We start from the raw sequence: 17891 nt of genomic DNA on the forward strand, positions 1-17891 counted from the left end.
GATTAGGACAAATCGAGGCCTTTCGTAGCAAGAAATTGCTGAGGTGCGGTCTGCGAGGTTTCGACGGCGGATAACGCCTCAGGAGGCTGACTGGCCGGAGAAAAGGAAGCGGTTCATGCTGATAGGAGAAGCCATGCACCTTGGAGGTGGAGCATGCAGATCGCGCTCCTTGGGGACGTGATGCTCGGCCGGCTGGTAAACGACCACCTAAAGACAGCCGATCCGGCCTACGTTTGGGGGGACACCCTCTCGATCCTTCGGCAGGCGGATCTCAGGTTCGCCAACCTCGAATGCGTCCTCGCGGACGATGGCATGCCTGTGGCAGGCAAGGTGTATCACTTCCGCTCGGATGTAAAGAACGTGGCGAGCCTGACGTCCGTGGCTATCGATGTTGTGTCACTCGCCAACAACCATGTGCTGGACTTCGGAGTTGAGGCGTTGCGGGAGATGTTGCCGGCGCTCGAACAGCACGGGATCCTGGCGACAGGAGCAGGATTGGACCTGGCTACAGCCCGGCGACCTGCAGTCAAGTACTTTGGCCCAACGGCGGTGGGCTTCATCGCGTTCACCGACAATGAGCCGGGTTGGGAGGCAACCAGCCACTCTCCAGGGACCCACTATGTCCCCGTGGACGACATCGACTACAGGAGAGCGGATTTGTTGGACCTGGTCCGGCGGACGAAGGGCAGGATCCAGTTGCTGATCGTTTCGGCACATTGGGGTCCCAACTGGGGAGCCGGTGTCCCGCCTGCGCATCAGCTACTGGCCCACGCGCTGATCGATGCGGGGGCCGACGTCGTGTTCGGCCATTCAGCCCACATTTTCCGCGGCGTCGAAATCCACAGGGACAGGCCCATCATCTATAGTGCCGGCGACTTTGTGGATGATTACGCCGTGGACCCGGACGAACGCAACGACCAGTCGTTCATCTTCCTCTTGGAGACCAAAGGAAGCCTGCCCAGTAGCTTGCGACTGCATCCGACGAATATCGTCCGCCTGCAAACCCGTCTGGCGCGTCGAAGCGCCGGGGCAATTGCCGAGCGGATGCAACGGCTGAGCAGCCGGCTGGGTACGCGGAGCAGCTGGATCGAGGCGGACAAAATTCTAGAGATACCGATAGCCTCCAGTGAAGCGGAGAATCCCGACTGACTCGCATTCGTTGTCGTAATACGAGAGCTAATGACGACAACAAGTGCCAGTTACTTGGGCGGCCACGCGCTTTTGTCCGCTACAGCCCGGCGATAAAGTTGGAATGTGCCCAACCGGCGGGATCGAACGCCTTTACCAGCGATGTGGCAGCGCCGTGATGACGGAATCCTGCCGCTGTGGTGGGACCGCTTGTGTTCCGTGACCAGCGAGCAGTCAGCGGCGCTCTATGCGGCCGGGCTCTTCACGGAGGACCGGCGCAGGCCAATCGCCCAATGGTTCAACCCAGCCTTCGATGCCGCGCTCCTGGTGGCGCCTGAGACCTCTCCCGAATGGCCTGTGCAGCGGTTCGGGATCTTCTACGCCCCGCCGGGCGCTGGCTTTACGAGGGTCTATTCCGCGCCGCATGAATGGCATCCGCGCGAACCCCGAAAATCGCCCACTGAGGCTGAAGCGTTCAAAGCGGCCGTTGCCGAAGCCGAACGATTCCTGCAGGTGGAAATGGATTTCGTCTAGGACTGCCTCCAGAAGCTGACGCCCTGAGCGATGGCAACAAAAAAGGGCCCCTGACCGGCTATGAAACCTGTCAGGGGCCCGCGCGCTCCTCCGACTGGACTTGAACCAGTAACCCTTCGATTAACAGTCGAATGCTCTGCCAATTGAGCTACGGAGGAATGAAGCAGGTATGACTGTAGCAAAGGTTGCATCGCAAAGTGAAATCGGAAAGCCGAGCCGCAGGGATACCCCCGGAGGGTATGAAAAAAGTCCCCGTTCCGGAAGCCGGAACGGGGACTGTGCGCTCCTCCGACTGGACTTGAACCAGTAACCCTTCGATTAACAGTCGAATGCTCTGCCAATTGAGCTACGGAGGAATGAAGCGGATATAAGCCTAACAAAGCCCCGCCGCTAAATGAAATCGAGCGCCTGTCCGGGTCTTTGCAGGAGATCAGGCGTCGGCGCGAAGTGCCCTGCGTTGCATCTCGAGCTCCATGAGTTCCCGGTTCAGGCGCTGGAACTCCTCCGGGTGGGCGGCTGCGTCCAGCCGTTGCAACTGGCCCATCTTGTCGGCCTTCACCCGGGTGATCTGCAGTTCAAAGAGCCTGGCCAGGATGTCGCGGCAGTAGCGCTGCATCGCCTCGGGGTTGCTGGCCGGAAGCGGCACCACGGCAAGCTCCGAGACGAGCGGACGCAGCGGTTCCGGAACCTCCTGGCGGATGTGCTCCACCCACGACACAGGATCCGCCGACGGGCCAAGTCCGGTGGCACGTACGGCCAGGTGCACGGCAGCGTAAGCCGGGACCGTGAAATGAACGTCCGTAAACCTCTCCCACGCCTCACCGGCGAGTACGCCGGGTTCCTGGATAACTACTTCGAGCGCCTGCCGTTCCATGGCGGCTATGGGGTCGCGAGGGTCGGGCCGAGTGAAGACTGGCTGCAGCGGCGTCGAGCCTGCCGCCGACCCGGCAACGCCAGACCCCACCGCACCAGACCCTGCCCCACCTGCCCCTGCGTCGGAGGTCTGCTGTCCGGTAGCGCCCGACGTCGGAGCTGCCGCGCCCGCCGCGGCGCGCTTGGCGGCTGCGCCAACGGCCCTGCTGACCTCCTCGATGGGCATCCCGAGCCAGCCAGCCAGTTCCCGGGTGTAGGCGGGTCGCATCCCGGAATCCCGGATCTGGGCGACCACCGGGGCCGCCTCGCGCAAAGCCGCGATGCGGCCCTCCACTGTCTCCAGGTTGTGCCGCTTGAGCGTGGCGCGGATGGCGAACTCAAACAACGGGCGCCGCATCCCGATCAGGTCCCGGACCGCGTCGTCGCCCTTGAGCTGACGCAGCTCGCAGGGGTCGGCGCCCGTGGGTTCCACCGCTACATAGGTCTGGGCGACAAAGCGCTGGTCCTCTTCGAACGCGCGCAGCGCGGCTTTCTGCCCGGCGGCGTCGCCGTCGAAGGTGAAGATGACTTCTCCCCCGGTGCCGTCGTCGGACAGCAGCCTGCGGGCGATTTTGATGTGCTCGGCGCCGAAGGCGGTGCCGCAAGTGGCCACTGCAGTGGCGACGCCGGCCAGGTGGCACGCCATCACGTCCGTGTACCCCTCCACCACCACCAACTGCCGGTCCTTGGCGATGTTCCGCTTGGCGAGGTCGATGCCGTACAGCACCTGGGATTTCTTGTAGAGGGTGGTCTCCGGAGTGTTCAGGTACTTGGGGCCCTGATCGTCCTCGTACAGTTTCCGGGCGCCGAACCCGATGGTGTCTCCGGCGATGTCGCGGATCGGCCAGATCAGGCGCCCACGGAAACGGTCGTACAGCCCTCTATTGCCTTCCGAGAACATCCCGGTCAATTTCAGCTCGGGATCAGTGAAGCCCCGCCCGCGCAGGTGCTTCAGCAGCGCATCCCAGCCCTGGGGCGCGTAGCCGACGCTAAACTGCTCCGCAGCCGCACGGTCGAAGCCACGGCCCTGGAGGAACTTGCGGCCTTCGGAGGCGCCGGGGGTAAGCAGCTGCGCCCGGAAGAATTCGTCGGCGATCTTGTGGGCGTCCAGCAGCCGCTGCCGGCGTCCTACTTCTTCCCGGCTGGGTCCCGTTCCACCGTCTTCATAGCGGAGTTCGTAACCGATTCGGGCCGCTAGTTTTTCCACTGCCTCATGGAAGGAGCTATGGTCCATTTTCTGCACGAACGAGATGACGTCGCCGTCTTCTCCGCAGCCAAAGCAGTGGTAACGGCCAACCTGGGGACGCACGTTGAACGACGGCGACCGCTCGTCATGGAAAGGGCAAAGACCCTTGAAAGTGCCAAGCCCGGCACCCTTGAGTGTGACGTAGCCGTCGACGACTTCCTTGATATCGGTGCGCTGCCGGACCTCGTCGATGTCTTCGCGTTTGATCAGGCCGGCCACAACCCAATACTAGTCACCACAGCGAGGGCAGGCTGCCCACCAGCCGTTCGTACATGGCCAGTGCGGAAGCATCGGTCAGCGAGGCAACCTGGTCGATGACCACGCGGAGCCTGGCACCGTCGTCGACGGCGTCCCGCCAGTCTGCCGCGAACATCGGCTCCAGGTGGCGGTCACCTGTGGCTTTGAGGGCGCTGACCAGGGCATGCAGCACTTCCCGCTGCCGCTCGTAGACCGGCTGCCGATGGTCCGTGGAGATCACGAAGGTTGTGGCCAGGCCCTTCATGACGGCGATTTCCATCACAGTGTCATCGGGAACAATAAGCTCGGCGTTATAACGCGTGAGTCGTTCGGGACCATACATGGCACGGGTGGTTTCCAGGGCACTCTGGCAGAAGCGTCCGATGAGCTGGCTGGTCATGTCCTTAAGGGCGGCCATGGACTTGCGACTGCCGTCGGCTTCCCGCACCCAGACGTCGGTGGCCTCCAGCCGGGCCAGTGCGGCGTCGATCTCAGCGGGATCGTTGTGCGGCAGGTACCACTGCTTGGCGTACCCCACCACCCGCGCACGATGGTCCGGGTTATCCATCCACCGCAGCTGGCAGTGCCCGGCCACGATGGCGTCCTCCACGTCGTGCACGGAGTAGGAAATGTCGTCGGCGAGGTCCATCACCTGGGCTTCGATGCAGGAGCGGTTCCCGGGTGCCCCTTCACGGAGCCACTGGAAAATGGGCAGGTCGTCCTGGTACGCCCCGAATTTGCTGGTCCGGTGGCCATGGATGACGGGCGCGTCATCTGCCGACCACGGATATTTGGAGGCGGCGTCCAGGCTGGCCCTTGTGAGGTTCAGCCCTGCGGGATGCCCGGAAGCCGAGATCACCTTGGGTTCCAGGCGGGTCAGGAGCCGCAGCGTTTGGGCGTTTCCCTCGAAGCCGCCAATGCTGTGCGCCACCTCGTTGAGGGCCGCCTCACCGTTGTGTCCGAAGGGTGGATGGCCCAGGTCATGGCTGAGGCAGGCGGTGTCCACGACGTCGGGATCGCAACCCAAGGCGCGGCCGAGTTCCCGGCCCACCTGTGCCACTTCAAGGCTGTGGGTGAGCCTGGTGCGGACGAAGTCGTCGGTGTCGGGCGCAACCACCTGGGTCTTTGCCCCGAGGCGGCGGAGCGCCGAAGAGTGCAGCACCCTTGCCCGGTCGCGCTCAAAATCGGAGCGGTAGGTGCTTTTGGCCGGTTCCTTCACCCAGCGTGCGGAGTCGGCCTCGGAGTAGCCGGGCATGGCTCCGAAGCCCGCGGCGGCGTTGTCCGTGATGACAGTCCGGTCCAGCGCAGACGTTGATTCATTCCCCATTGTTATCTGCCTCCCCCGGATTCAGTTCGATGGTGCCTGTGGTTGCCAGTTTTCCATGAGTTGGGCCATCTGCGTGCACAGTGCCCATCAGCCATCGCGCCTCAGCCGCCGGAAACGTCCAGTTCCGCTGCCGCAATATCGCGGGTCTGGACGGCGTCCATCTGGCGGTTGAGCAGCCAGTCCTTGGGCAGGGCCGGCTTCTTGGGCGATCCCGCGCGGCCGCGCGGTCCCTCCGAGTCGACGCCTGGGTAGGGCAGGTCCATGTCCAGCTCATCGAGCAGCTCCCGCAGCACTTCCAGGGTGGGCACGGTGGCCAGCTTGGCCCGCAGCTCGCCGCCGACCACGTACCCCTTGAAGTACCAGGCCATGTGCTTGCGGATCTCTCGCAGTGCCTTGTATTCGTCGCCGAATGTCTCAATCATCAGCTGCGCGTGGCGGTAGACGCCGTCGGCCACTTGGCGCAGGCCCGGCCTGTACCGGTGATCGCTGCCTTCGAAGGCTGCCTGCAGGTCGCCGAACAGCCAGGGACGGCCCTGGCAGCCGCGTCCCACCACAACGCCGTCGACGCCGGTCTCCCGCACCATGCGGACAGCGTCCTCGGCGGACCAGATATCGCCGTTGCCGAGGACCGGAATGTCCGGCAGGGCCTCCCGAAGCCGGGCAATGGCGCTCCAGTCGGCCTTTCCGGAGTAGAACTGGGCCGCGGTCCTGCCATGGAGCGCGACGGCGGCCACACCGGAATCCCGGGCGATGCGGCCGGCGTCGAGGTAGGTCAGGTGGTCATCGTCGATGCCCTTGCGCATCTTGATGGTCAACGGGATGTCGCCCTTGGACGATTCCCTGACGGCGGTTTGCACGATAGAGGTGAAGAGGTCGATTTTCCAGGGCAGCGCAGAACCGCCGCCGCGGCGGGTGACTTTGGGCACGGGGCAGCCGAAGTTGAGGTCGATATGGTCGGCGCGGTCTTCTTCCACCAGCATGCGCACGGCCTGGCCCACGGTGACCGGGTCGACGCCATACAGCTGCACGGAGCGGACCTTCTCATCGTCGTCATGGGAGATGATCCGCAGCGATTCCGGCGTCCGTTCAACCAGGGCGCGGGACGTGACCATCTCGGCCACGTACAGGCCACCGCCGTATTCGCGGCAGAGCCGTCGGAAGGCAGTGTTCGTGATTCCGGCCATGGGAGCCAGGATCACGGGAGTGTCCACCGTGATCCTGCCGATCTTCAGGGGCGGGAGTTCAAGCCTCGGGGCGGGAGTGGTTGCTGCTAAAGTCACTCGTCCATTGTCTCAAAAGCAGGCAAATCGGCTCCCGGACCTTCCTAGCGCTCCGCACTGCCGTCCTGCCCGCGCTCGGCCTCGCGCTGTGCCTCGCGCCTGGCCCTCCGACCGCCGGGCAGCGGCAGGGCAGACGTTCCGTCAGCTTTCCGGGCCACGACGGCGGCTGCCGCGAGTGCGCCGGTGTCCTCGACGTCGTCGGGCCCTACCTGGACCGTGCCCCCGCCGTTCGGCCCGACGGCCACCGCCCCGGAGCCCTTCACCCCGGTCGCTTTCACGACAAGGACGGCAATCAGCGTGGTGACAGGAATCGCCAGCACCAGTCCGATGGAACCGACCAGCGTGCGGATGACTTCCTCGGAGAGCTCGGCACTGGTGAGGGCCTCCGCGAGGGGCCGGTCATAGAGCATCACGATGATGAGGATGGGCAGGGCCGCGCCGGCGTAGGCGAACGCGATCGTGTACACGGTGGAGGCGATGTGGTCGCGGCCGATGCGCATGGCCGAGGTGAACAGCTTCCGGGCCGTGGTTTCCGGGGCGAGCTCGTACAGCTCCCACACCGCCGAAGACTGGGTGATCGTGACGTCGTTCAGGACGCCCAGCCCCGAGATGATGAGACCGCACAGGATGATTCCGGAGATGGAGATGTGGTCCGACATGTTGACCAGGGTGGCGGCGTCGTGGCTGCCCACTCCGGCAAGGTTTGCGGCGTCCGTGGACCAGGCCGCAAGCGCTGCCGTGATGCCCAGGCCGAAGATGGTGCCGAGCAGGGCCGTGGACGTCCGGGCGGAGAAACCGTGGGCGAAATAGAGCACGCCGATCATGATGGCCGTGGACCCAACGAGCGCCAGCAGCAGGGGCGGCTTGCCCTCGACCAGGCCGGGCAGCATGAACGCGACCAGCACGACGTAGGCCCCGACGAGTCCCAGGAGGGCACGGAACCCCCGCCAGCGAGCCACCGCGATGACCACGACGGCGTACAGGATGGCCAGCAGGGTGATGGGAATGGAGCGGACGAAATCCACGAAGACGTAGGCGGGCGATCCGGCGCCGGCACCGGTGCCCTGAACAGCGGACAGGTTCAGGTAGCGGATGTTGTCTCCGGGTTTGACGCCATGGGATTTGGCAATGTCCGGATTGATGACCACCTTGACGGGGCTGCCACCCTTGTCCGGTTCGGTGAAGGCGAACGTACATTGGGAGCCCTGCTGGCTTCCGGCCCCGGGATCGGGAGTTTGCGGGGCGGGAGTTTGGGGAGTGGTTTCCGTGCCCGGCCCGGACCCCGCAGCCGCACAACTTTCCTCCACCACACTTTGGATGCGTCCGGAGTCGAAGGTTACTCCGGGGGCGGCCGCATAAGGGCTTGCGAACGAGATTCCTTCGCGGCTCCCCGACGGCCACATCAGGACCATTGCAGCGATGGTCAACAACGCAATGGGAGCAAGCACCGCCACAAGGATCCAGTTTGCCCGCCGCCTGGCCGTAAGGGCCTGCGGCGTGGGCTCATGTTGCCCTGCATGTATGTGTCCGTGTCCCACAGCCTGTGTGATCCCATCCAGGAGCCCGGATGCGCCGCACCCGGACCCTGCAGTTAGTCGCTGACAATGTGCGTTTCTGAGCCCCGCACCCGGGCCTTTCCTGCCTCAAGCAGGGGTTCGACGACGTCGCGAAGCGCCGTCATGGAGTCGTCCAGTTCCAGCAGCACAGGGTGCTGGTAGGCGATGAGGGCAAGGAGGTCACGAACAGCGGCCGTAGCTTCCCCAGGGGAAAGATCCGGATTGTGGCCGAGGAAGACTTCCGAGGGCTCGTCAGGTTTTCCTTGGGCATAGCTGATGGCAAAGGCCTGCAGCTTTCCCTTCCGGCTTGCCGGAACGCCTTGTCCGAACGCGCTGGCCTTGGGTGCCCGCAACACAATCGCGCCATGCGCTCCGGTGCGGTCGTCAAGGAAAAGCCGCTGGACGGTGGGGATGCCGAGATCGCCCGGGCTGTCCCAATGGTGGACCGCTGTGTAGTACCGGCCGACGACGTCGCTCAGTTCAACCGAACCAGTTGCGAGGTCCTCCACCCGTTCGGAGGCTGCTTCCTCGGAGCCGTCACCGAACACAGGCAGCTTCAGCGGCTCGGGGTTCACTACCACCAGGCGCGAGCGTTGGATCGGAGCCAGTCCGGCCTGGGCGGCAAACGCCGCGCCGGGCGTTCCGGGTTCGACCTTGCTGCGCAGCCGGGAGACGCCCGACGGCGCCAGCTCCGCCTCGCGGCGCAGCATGGTCAGCAGCGTGCTGCCCACGCCCGAACGCCGGTGGTCCCTGGCCACCTCTACGTAGGCCCAAAGCCTTTCCGGATGCAGCGAAGCCTCGTGGACCACTGCCGCCGCCACCGGAATGCCGACGCCGTCCACGACGTCCTCAGCCACAATGCAGCGCCTCCAGGGGGACTGCGAGGAAGGCGCAAACGCAGCGCGAAACTGCTGTGCGGGAAGGGTTTCGGGGTCACCCCAGATTTCCAGCAGCGCGAGGTCGTCGGCCTCCCGCCATTCCCGGTACTCAATAGCCATTGCTAGGCGCCGATCAGCCGCGCGGCGAGGTAGCCCTCCACCTTGTCCAGGGACACGCGGTCCTGGCTCATGGTGTCGCGTTCGCGAATGGTCACGGCCTGGTCATCGAGGGTGTCGAAGTCCACTGTGATGCAGAACGGCGTACCGATCTCGTCCTGGCGGCGGTAGCGGCGACCGATCGCACCGGCGTCGTCGAAGTCGATGTTCCAGTTCTTCCGCAGCTGCGTGCCCAGTTCCTTGGCCTTGGGTGAGAGGTCCTCATTGCGGCTCAGCGGAAGCACGGCGGCCTTGACCGGAGCAAGCCGCGGGTCCAGCTTCAGTACCGTTCGGATATCGACGCCGCCCTTGGCGTTGGGTGCCTCGTCCTCGGTGTAGGCGTCCACCAGGAAGGCCATGAAGGAGCGGGTCAGGCCGGCCGCCGGCTCGATGACGTACGGGATGTAGCGCTCGTTGGTGGCCTGGTTGAAGTAGCTCAGGTCGGCGCCCGAGGCCTTGGCGTGGGTGGAGAGGTCGAAGTCCGTGCGGTTGGCGATGCCCTCGAGCTCGCCCCATTCGGAGCCCTGGAAGCCGAAGCGGTACTCGATGTCCGTGGTGCCCTTGGAGTAGTGGCTGAGCTTGTCCAGCGGGTGCTCGAAGAAGCGGAGGTTCTCCTCGCGGATGCCCAGGTCCGTGTACCAGGCCATTCGCTCCTTCATCCAGTACTGGTACCACTCTTCGTCCGTACCGGGCTCGACGAAGAATTCCATTTCCATCTGCTCGAACTCACGGGTGCGGAAGATGAAGTTGCCGGGAGTGATCTCGTTGCGGAAGGACTTGCCGATCTGGCCGATGCCGAACGGGGGCTTCTTCCGCGAGGTGGTGAGCACGTTGCTGAAGTTGACGAAGATGCCCTGTGCCGTTTCCGGACGCAGGTAGTGCAGGCCTTCTTCGTTGGCGACCGGGCCGAGGAAGGTCTTGAGGAGGCCGGAGAATTCCTGCGGTTCGGTCCATTGGCCGCGGGTGCCGCAGTTGGCACAGGCGATGTCCTTGAGGCCGTTTTCGGCGGGGCGACCCTTCTTTTCCTCGTATTCTTCCTCGAGGTGGTCGGCGCGGTAGCGCTTGTGGCAGGACAGGCATTCCACCAGCGGGTCGGAGAAGACCTCGACGTGGCCGGATGCTTCCCATACCTGGCGGGGCAGGATCACGGACGAATCCAGGCCCACTACGTCTTCACGGCCGCGTACTACGGATTGCCACCACTGGCGCTTGATGTTCTCCTTCAGCTCTGCACCGAGCGGACCATAATCCCAAGCCGAGCGGGAGCCTCCGTAGATCTCGCCGGCCTGGAAAACGAAGCCTCTCCGCTTGGAAAGGGAAATGACCTGGTCGAGGACGGATTTTGCTGCCATGGGAACTCCATTTTCTACAGGGCCGCTGGGTGCGGTCCGCGGTTTTGTCCTTTGGCCGTGGCTGATGCCCGGCGGGGTTGGGAAGGAAAGCTGTGTGCAGAAAGCTGCGTGTCCTAGCCTACCGGCCTTTGGCTCCACTCTCCCGCCCGAGGGGTGCGCTCTTCACCCGGAAGGCTCCGCGCGGCCATGGGAGGGTGGCGATGATGATGGCGCCAAGGGTCAGGAGGGTCCCGAGGACTGTGGGCAGGGCCACCACGGTCCCCGGCGCGGGGAAGGCCACGTCCAATGCCAGCGATCCCATAAGCTGCCCCGCAATCATTCCGAGCCCGGTGACCAGGACGCCTAGGCTCCGGACCAGCAAGGCGGCAAGGCCAATGAAGATACAGCCCATAGGTCCGCCAAGGTAGTACCACCACTCCGATGGCAGCCCCTGGCCGGGTCCCGCCAAGAGGACCTTGACCAACAGTGCAAGCCACAGGATGACCGCCCCCGCGATGAAGTTGACCAGGGTGGCTGCGATCGGCGTCCCATAGTGCTGGGTCGCAACGCCGTTCATAGCCTGCTGGAAACTCATGAGGAAGCCACCTGCCAAAGGCAACAACATCGGCAACAGGACCGCCAGCAGTATCGGCAGCGGGGTTGCAGGGTCACTCCCCGCGCCCCCGAACCGAGGGGAAACAGCCCACGCCACGGCAGCGATGGTCATGACTGTGCCAAGGATGCGGACGCCGGTGATGGAACGTTTCCCTCCCGGACCGATGCCCAGCCGATCCACGAGGAGCCCGCTGAGCGTCTGTCCAGTCACGGTTGCCACCGTGAAGAGCGCCACCCCGAGCAGGCCGATGGTGAAGGACTGGGAGAAGACAAAAAGGGCCCCGATCCCGCCAGCAAGCACATAGAACGGCGGGAATCTCCGCGAGCGGATGGCCGGCACGATTCGGGCAATCCCCTGGCGGCCTTTCGGCAGGATGAGGGAGATCACCACCATCAGGATCAGTCCCGTAGTGAAGCTCACTACGGCTGCGGCAATTCCATCCTCCAGCCGGGTGCCCAGGGCGCCGTTGATCCGGCCCTGCAGCGGAATAGCCAGGCCGGCGGCCACAGCCAGTGGCAGGCCCGCGGCGAGGGGAAGGGAGGAGCGAGTGGTCGGAGAAGGCACTCGACCCACCCTACTTCAGGCATCATTGCTTCTATGAGCAACCCCGAAATCGAAGAGATCCCCATCCGCGACGACATGATCCGGCTTGGGCAGCTGCTGAAGCTTGCCAACCTGGTGGAAGACGGCGTCGAAGCTACCGAGCTCATCAAGAACGGCCTGGTCAAGGTCAACGGGGAGATCGAGGAGCGGCGGGGCCGCCAGCTTCACCCGGGCGACACAGTCACCGTCAGTGGCCAGTCCGTACGGATTGCTGCTTCCTGACGCCAAGCCTCCACCGACCGGACGTCTTACTTCCGCCCCGAAAGCTTATTTTTTCAGGACCTCGTGGGTCAGGAATTCGTTGACGTGCCCGATTTCCTGCTCATTGATGCCATGCCACATTCCCGTGTAGAGGACCTTGGTGAGCTTCACGTGCTTACGGACCCAGCCCATGGTGAATTCGATTTTGTCCGGCGTAATGACTGGATCCTGCTGGTCCCGGCCCCAGAACATCGGGACCGTGCCGTCGAGTTCGGCGTCGCGGAAGTCTGCGTGGGCGCCGCCGTCGACAGCGAAACCTGATAGTCCAACGACGGCGGCGAAGTCACCCGGCCGGCGACGCAAGAGCGTGGTCGCCATGGCCATACCCATGGAAAAACCCAAAAGAGTGACAGAAGGATGGTTGCGCTTGACGCCGTCCAGCCAGTCCAGCACGTAGTCAGAGGCCTTCAATACTGCCTCAACGGAATAATCGATGGACTGGCTCAGCGGAAACCAGGTGAAGCCGGGGCCCATGACCAGCGGCGCGCGCACTGAGGCGACGACGAACTCGTCCGGCAGGAGCTGTGCCAGGCTGAAAAGGTCCTGTTCGTTGGCTCCGTAGCCGTGCAGCAGCACCAGCAGCGGCTTCCCCTTACGTTCCTCTTCGGGCTTGGACCACAAGACAACAGGGGCAGGAAACACAACAGCTTCAGTCATGGGACTATTCTTGCAGTTACCCACTAGTAACAAGTTTTCCCTGGCGAGGTCCGCCGGCTAAAGGCAGGATGAAATGGTGAGTGAGATCAACTCGTTGGCGGCTGCGGACGGAACGGCTGCGGCCCATCCCTGGGGCAGGTATGTGGCGCTGGGAGACTCCTTCACGGAAGGAATCGGAGACCCGGAAGCCAATAGCCCGGGCGGCCACCGGGGCTGGGCAGATCGCGTGTCAGAGGAGCTTAGCCGCGGCCACGCCGATTTTGCCTATGCGAACCTCGCCGTTTGCGGCAGGCTCCTGCAGCAGATCAGCGACCAGCAACTGGCGCCGTGCCTGTCGCTGAAGCCGGACCTCGTGTCCATTTCCGCCGGGGGCAACGACCTCATCCGCCCCGGCGGCGATCCGGATCTATTGGCCGAAAAGTTGGATTCCGCCGTCCAGATCCTGAGTTCCGCCGGTGCGACCGTGATCCTGTTCAGCGGTCCGGACACCGGCTCAACTGTCCTGGGCCGCATTCGCGGCAAGGTAGCCATCTATAACGAGAACCTGCGCACTGTGGCCGCCCGTCACGACGCCGTGGTGGCTGACATGTGGTCGCTGCGACAGCTGGCCGATCCCCAGATGTGGAATGAAGACAGGCTGCATTTTTCACCCTTGGGCCATCACACGATTGCCGCGATGGTGTTGGATTCCCTCAATGTTCCCCACACCCTGGAGCCCCTGTCCCCCAAGCCGCTTCCGCCGCGGACTTGGCGTGAAGCGCGAGCCGGAGACTTCGTGTGGGCCCGTGAATACTTTGTCCCCTGGGTCATCCGGCGCCTGAGGCACCGATCTTCCGGGGACGGCATCACGGCCAAGCGTCCGACGCCGGGACCCGTCTTTGGGAGCGACCGGTTTGGGAGCGACCAGGGCACGGCGCTCATCCTTCCGCCCGAGTGATGCGACCCCGGGTGATGGCTGTTTCGGCCGGTGGACGCAATGGACGCTGAAGAGCTTGTTCGGCTCCGGCTCGTCCGCCAAAAGCTTCGCCCCCCGTATGCGAGCTCCCCGGAGGAGATACTGAGGCAACTCCTGGCGGTACAGGCGCAGGAATTCGCGTACGCGCGCTGGTCCCTGGCACAGCGCACCTCGGGGACAACAGCCCAACTTGTTGAGGACGCGGTGGCGGACGGCCGTATCCTGCGGACGCATATCCTCCGGCCCACCTGGCATTTCGTTCACAGGGACGACCTCAGGTGGTTGATGGAGCTCTCGCGGCCGCGGCTGCACCAGGCCAACCAGGCAACCTATCGGCAGACCGGCATCAGTGCCGGGGATTCGGCCAGGAGCGATGCGATCCTGGCCGAAGCCGTGGCGGGAGGCCGACACAAGACCCGGGAGGAACTGGCGGCCATCCTCCAGGATGAAGGCTTCGAAGCTCAACGCCTGAGACTGGCCTACCTGGTGATGCATGCTGAGGTCAACGGAATCCTGGTGAGTGGTACGCCGTTGCGTTCCCCGGGCGGCGCCCTCAAGCAGCGCTACGCGCTCTTTGACGAAAGGGTCCCGGCGGGGTCCGTGGAACGCGAAGCCGCGCTGGCCCGGCTCGCGCAACGCTATTTCAGCAGCCGTGGACCGGCGACCGTCAGGGATTGCGCGGGATGGTCCGGAATGACCATGACCGATGTCCGCTTTGGGTTACGGCTGGCCGAAGAGCAGGACCCGGGCCTGCTGGAGTCCTTCACGATCGATGGCACTGACTTCTACTTCCGTCCGGATGCCTCGAGCGACGACGACGGGACGCGCCTGGATCTGATCCAGTGCTATGACGAGTACGTGATGGGGTACTCGCAGTCCAGGCATTATCTTGGCGGGACAGTGCCGCTCTTCCCGGGCGATAAGCCCATTCACGTCGTGCTCCGTAATGGCAGGCTCGCGGGCTTCTGGCGTCATCGCTTTGAACGGGGAACGTGCGAACTGGATATCCGCATGGATACGGAGCTGGATGGCCCAGAACGCGAGGCGCTGGAGAGGACCATCTCCGCGTACGGCGCGTTCCTTGGCATGCCCGTGAAACGAACCTGAAGCCGAGCTACGCCCTACCCAAGGGCGTCCGACCCAAGGGACAACGGCCGGTCCAGGAGATAGCCCCGTGAGCCATGGGGCCCTGTCAGGCGAAGAACCCGTTCCTCAACTGCTCCTGGAGCTGTCCGATTTCCGTGAGGAACCCGTCATGGCCGATCGGAGCTTCGATAACGTGTACGTCAACGTCGCCGGGCAGGGCATCGGCAAGTTCGCGGGACTGCGCCGGGAAGTACAGCCTGTCAGAGTCCACAGCCGCGATGAAAAATTCCGCGGTTGCCTTCTCGAGTGCTTCCTTCAGGGTGCCGCGCCCCCGGCTCACGTCATGGCTCATGAGTGCCTCTGTGATGGCGATATAGCTGTTGGCATCGAAGCGTCGCACCAGCTTTGTGCCCTGGTGGTCGAGGTAGCTTTCCACCTGGTAACGGCCCCGCTCCCCCAGCACCGCGGCGTCGAACGGCGATTCCTCGCCCTGGGCGTTGCGGCCAAACCGGAAATCCAGCTCATCAGCCGAACGGTAAGTGATGTGGGCGATTCGACGAGCCAGGGCGAGCCCGGCTTCAGGGGTGCGGCCGCCGTAGTAGTCGCCGCCGTTGAAATCGGGGTCCTGCCGAATGGCAAGGGTCTGGGCCTGGGCGAAGGCGATCTGCTCCGCCGTGCTGTACGCTCCCACGGAAATCACGCCGCAGCGCTTCACCCGCTCCGGAAAAGTGACCGCCCATTCAAGCGCGCGGGCACCGCCCATGGAGCCGCCCAAAATCGCATACCAGCTTCGGATGCCCAGTGCATCGGCCAGCCTGGCCTCAGCGGCGGCGCTGTCGCGAAGGGTGATCAGCGGGAAGCGGGAACCCCAGGGCCGGCCATCTGGAGAAATGGAGGACGGTCCCGTGGAACCGTAGCAGCCGCCCACAATATTGATTGACACCACAAAATACTTGTCAGTATCAACGGGGGCACCGGGACCCACCAGTTGTTCCCACCAGCCCTCCTCATCAGAGGCACCACGAGTGACATGGGTGCTGCCAGTGAGGGCATGCTGAATCAAGACCGCGTTGGAGGCATCGCTGTTGAGGCGGCCCCAGGTTTCATAGGCCAGCGTGACCTCAGGCAGGAATCCGCCGGCTTCGAGCTCAAGCGCTCCAACGGAAAGATACTGGACCGTTCCGTCAGGCACAGTGCTCAGGGCATCCCCGTTCTCGGAATCCTCGGACGATATGGCTGTTACGGCTATCGACATTAAAAAGACCTCTTCATCGCGCTTGCCTGCCGTCAGCTGTTCGGCAGGCCAGGTCTTCACCCGGGGCACCCCGCCGCGGAAGGAGGGTTGCCGGCCAGCAAGCCGGGGCTGTCGCTGGCACTCATGACCTACAAAGAGTGTACGAAACACGCTTCCGGATACCCCAAGAATGTGACAGCTATGTGACTCCAGCGCCTCGTTGCCTCGCCTTTGCCTTCCCGGAATTTTGGTTAGGTTACCCTTAGCTGAGAGGTCCATCACAAAGTGTCAAGATGAAGCCATGCGCATGGATCACGTCTCTTACGCCTGTGAACAAGATGGCCTCGCGGCCACAACTGAGCGGATCTCCGCGGCCCTCGGAGTTGAGGCCGTGAGGGGTGGAGTGCACCCCCGCTTTGGTACCCGCAATATGATCATTCCCCTTGCTGACCATAAGTACCTGGAGGTCGTGGAGGTCCTGGACCACCCCGCCTCGGACAAGGCACCTTTCGGCCAGGCGGTTCGGGCCCGCTCAGCTGCCGGAGGGGGCTGGATGGGATGGTGCGTGGAGGTCAAGGACCTTGCACCCTTCGAGGAGCGCCTTGGCCGCGCCGCTGTCCCGGGCAACCGGAAGTTCCCGGATGGCCGTGAACTCGTCTGGCAGCAGATCGGCATCCTCGGCCTCATCGCCGACCCCCAGGTGCCCTACATGCTCAAGTGGGAAGGCGACCCGGACCTCCACCCGTCGAATGCCTACGCGAGCGACGTCAAGATGTCCAGCCTCACCATTGCCGGTTCGGCTGAGCGGGTTACCGAATGGCTAGGCGAACCTGTGGAGAGGCCGCTTGAGGACGTAGCCGTCCAGTGGGTAGCTCCTCACGGCACGCCGGGGATCCTGTCCGTAACGTTCGAAACCGCCAACGGCGCTGTAATCATTTGAGGTAACCACTGACCGCCAGGGACACGATGGAGTGTCCCGGAAACTTCGGCCGCCATCCGCGGGTGCCAACGGCGCCACCCGGAGATGGCGGCCGAATTCTTTAACGGCGACCTCAGCCAAGGCCTACTGCGTTGCCGAAGAGGCTGAACCCCACGAAGGCCACGATGTCCAGCAGTGCGTGGGCCACGACCAGCGGAAGAACCCTCCTGGTCCGGGTGTACAGCCAGGCAAACAGTACGCCCATGATGGCGTTGCCGAGGAACGGGCCGAAGCCCTGGTACAGGTGGTAGGTGCCGCGCAGCATCGCGCTCAGCGCGATGGCTACCGGCGTGCTCCACCCAAACTTTCCGAAACGGTCCAACAGATACGCCACCACGATGACCTCCTCCACGATGGCGTGCCGGATGGCCGACAGGATGAGGACCGGGACTGTCCACCAGTAGGCGTCGAGGCCGCTTGGAATGATTGACGTCGTGATTCCGAGCGCCCTGCCCGCGGCGTACAACGCCAGCGAGGGAAGGCCTATCAGGGCGGCAAGCCCAAGTCCTTGGAGGGCGTCCCTTCCCGGGCGCTCGAGGTTGAAGCCGAATTTCTTGAAGGCGGAGCCGTCCTCTCCCGCCCCCTGCCGCTGCACCGACAAGAAGTAGAACACCAGCATCACCGGGACCAGCGCGAAGGCGATGTCCAGAAGCTGGTACGTCAGGTCGAAGTATTCCCTCGGGCTTTGGGACCTGTTGAGTGTGGACGTAGCTTCCGACAAGGGGGCGCGCGTCATCTTGTCCAGCAGCTGCACCACTGAGTAGACGGCTGATTGGCCCAGGGACAGGCCAAGGACGATCAGGACTTCGAGCCGCAGTCGACGGCGGGACGGTACCAGCATGTACCTATCTTGCCCGTACTTTCCTGGCACAAAGCCGAACGCAGCAGCGCGCCCCGCCCATGGAGTCCCGTCCC

At 64.1% G+C, this 17891-nt stretch carries 16 protein-coding genes, 2 tRNA genes and 1 riboswitch; of the genes, 6 read left to right on the forward strand and 12 right to left on the reverse strand.

Annotated elements, in window-relative coordinates; all coding sequences use genetic code 11:
* Positions 1 to 153 precede the first annotated feature (153 nt).
* Together J7E82_RS06455 and J7E82_RS06460 are read left to right on the forward strand one after the other, a co-directional pair.
* Positions 154 to 1149, forward strand: coding sequence for a CapA family protein (locus J7E82_RS06455; RefSeq protein WP_214861696.1), 996 nt, complete (start codon positions 154 to 156; stop codon positions 1147 to 1149).
* A gap of 141 nt (positions 1150 to 1290) precedes the next feature.
* Entirely contained in the window at positions 1291 to 1662 is a 372-nt protein-coding gene (locus tag J7E82_RS06460) for a hypothetical protein (protein WP_251041541.1), read from the forward strand.
* 85 nt (positions 1663 to 1747) lie between these two features.
* Here J7E82_RS06460 and J7E82_RS06465 read toward each other — a convergent pair.
* The 9 genes from J7E82_RS06465 to J7E82_RS06505 form a co-directional block, all read right to left on the reverse strand.
* Positions 1748 to 1820: transfer RNA gene (locus J7E82_RS06465), tRNA-Asn, on the reverse strand.
* A 125-nt stretch (positions 1821 to 1945) separates the two neighbouring features.
* A tRNA-Asn gene (locus J7E82_RS06470) sits at positions 1946 to 2018 on the reverse strand.
* A 74-nt stretch (positions 2019 to 2092) separates the two neighbouring features.
* The gene (gene dnaG / locus J7E82_RS06475) at positions 2093 to 4039 is read right to left on the reverse strand and encodes a DNA primase (RefSeq protein WP_214861700.1); all 1947 of its coding nucleotides are present in this window, start codon (positions 4037 to 4039) and stop codon (positions 2093 to 2095) included.
* A 13-nt stretch (positions 4040 to 4052) separates the two neighbouring features.
* Positions 4053 to 5312 (reverse strand): deoxyguanosinetriphosphate triphosphohydrolase, encoded by a 1260-nt coding sequence (locus J7E82_RS06480; protein WP_214861795.1) that lies wholly within the window; start codon positions 5310 to 5312, stop codon positions 4053 to 4055.
* Positions 5313 to 5485: 173 nt separating this feature from the next.
* Positions 5486 to 6664 carry a tRNA dihydrouridine synthase DusB gene (gene dusB, locus J7E82_RS06485; protein WP_214861702.1) on the reverse strand — a complete coding sequence of 393 codons (1179 nt, stop codon included), beginning with the start codon at positions 6662 to 6664 and terminating at the stop codon, positions 5486 to 5488.
* Positions 6665 to 6708: 44 nt separating this feature from the next.
* The gene (locus J7E82_RS06490) at positions 6709 to 8076 is read right to left on the reverse strand and encodes a YibE/F family protein (protein WP_251041544.1); all 1368 of its coding nucleotides are present in this window, start codon (positions 8074 to 8076) and stop codon (positions 6709 to 6711) included.
* Between the two features lie 179 nt (positions 8077 to 8255).
* Complete coding sequence (locus J7E82_RS06495; protein ID WP_214861706.1) at positions 8256 to 9218, reverse strand: GNAT family N-acetyltransferase; 963 nt, start codon at positions 9216 to 9218, stop codon at positions 8256 to 8258.
* Positions 9219 to 9220: 2 nt separating this feature from the next.
* Positions 9221 to 10606, reverse strand: coding sequence for a glycine--tRNA ligase (locus tag J7E82_RS06500; RefSeq protein WP_214861708.1), 1386 nt, complete (start codon positions 10604 to 10606; stop codon positions 9221 to 9223).
* 118 nt (positions 10607 to 10724) lie between these two features.
* Positions 10725 to 11774: a DMT family transporter gene (locus J7E82_RS06505; RefSeq protein ID WP_214861710.1), complete on the reverse strand. Its 1050-nt coding sequence runs from the start codon at positions 11772 to 11774 to the stop codon at positions 10725 to 10727.
* A gap of 24 nt (positions 11775 to 11798) precedes the next feature.
* Here J7E82_RS06505 and J7E82_RS06510 point away from each other — a divergent pair, with 24 nt between their 5' ends.
* Entirely contained in the window at positions 11799 to 12026 is a 228-nt protein-coding gene (locus tag J7E82_RS06510; RefSeq protein WP_214861712.1) for an RNA-binding S4 domain-containing protein, read from the forward strand.
* Positions 12027 to 12071: 45 nt separating this feature from the next.
* Here the strand turns inward: J7E82_RS06510 and J7E82_RS06515 are convergent, their stop codons facing one another.
* Positions 12072 to 12722 carry an alpha/beta hydrolase gene (locus J7E82_RS06515; protein ID WP_214861714.1) on the reverse strand — a complete coding sequence of 217 codons (651 nt, stop codon included), beginning with the start codon at positions 12720 to 12722 and terminating at the stop codon, positions 12072 to 12074.
* A gap of 73 nt (positions 12723 to 12795) precedes the next feature.
* On the opposite strand from J7E82_RS06515, the gene J7E82_RS06520 reads away from it, so the two are divergent.
* On the forward strand, positions 12796 to 13659 hold the full coding sequence (locus J7E82_RS06520; RefSeq protein WP_214861716.1) for an SGNH/GDSL hydrolase family protein: 864 nt from the start codon (positions 12796 to 12798) through the stop codon (positions 13657 to 13659).
* 39 nt (positions 13660 to 13698) lie between these two features.
* On the forward strand, positions 13699 to 14784 hold the full coding sequence (locus tag J7E82_RS06525) for a winged helix DNA-binding domain-containing protein (RefSeq protein WP_214861717.1): 1086 nt from the start codon (positions 13699 to 13701) through the stop codon (positions 14782 to 14784).
* Between the two features lie 85 nt (positions 14785 to 14869).
* Here the strand turns inward: J7E82_RS06525 and J7E82_RS06530 are convergent, their stop codons facing one another.
* On the reverse strand, positions 14870 to 16018 hold the full coding sequence (locus J7E82_RS06530; RefSeq protein WP_214861719.1) for a homoserine O-acetyltransferase: 1149 nt from the start codon (positions 16016 to 16018) through the stop codon (positions 14870 to 14872).
* Between the two features lie 13 nt (positions 16019 to 16031).
* Positions 16032 to 16147, reverse strand: a riboswitch (SAM riboswitch).
* 151 nt (positions 16148 to 16298) lie between these two features.
* Here J7E82_RS06530 and J7E82_RS06535 point away from each other — a divergent pair.
* Positions 16299 to 16937: a VOC family protein gene (locus tag J7E82_RS06535; protein ID WP_214861721.1), complete on the forward strand. Its 639-nt coding sequence runs from the start codon at positions 16299 to 16301 to the stop codon at positions 16935 to 16937.
* Between the two features lie 112 nt (positions 16938 to 17049).
* Here the strand turns inward: J7E82_RS06535 and J7E82_RS06540 are convergent, their stop codons facing one another.
* A complete protein-coding gene (locus J7E82_RS06540) occupies positions 17050 to 17817 on the reverse strand; it encodes a CPBP family intramembrane glutamic endopeptidase (protein WP_214861723.1) in 768 nt (255 codons plus the stop codon).
* Positions 17818 to 17891: the final 74 nt, after the last annotated feature.

It is taken from the genome of Arthrobacter sp. ISL-30 (genome assembly GCF_018613855.1).
Taxonomy (GTDB): domain Bacteria; phylum Actinomycetota; class Actinomycetes; order Actinomycetales; family Micrococcaceae; genus Arthrobacter.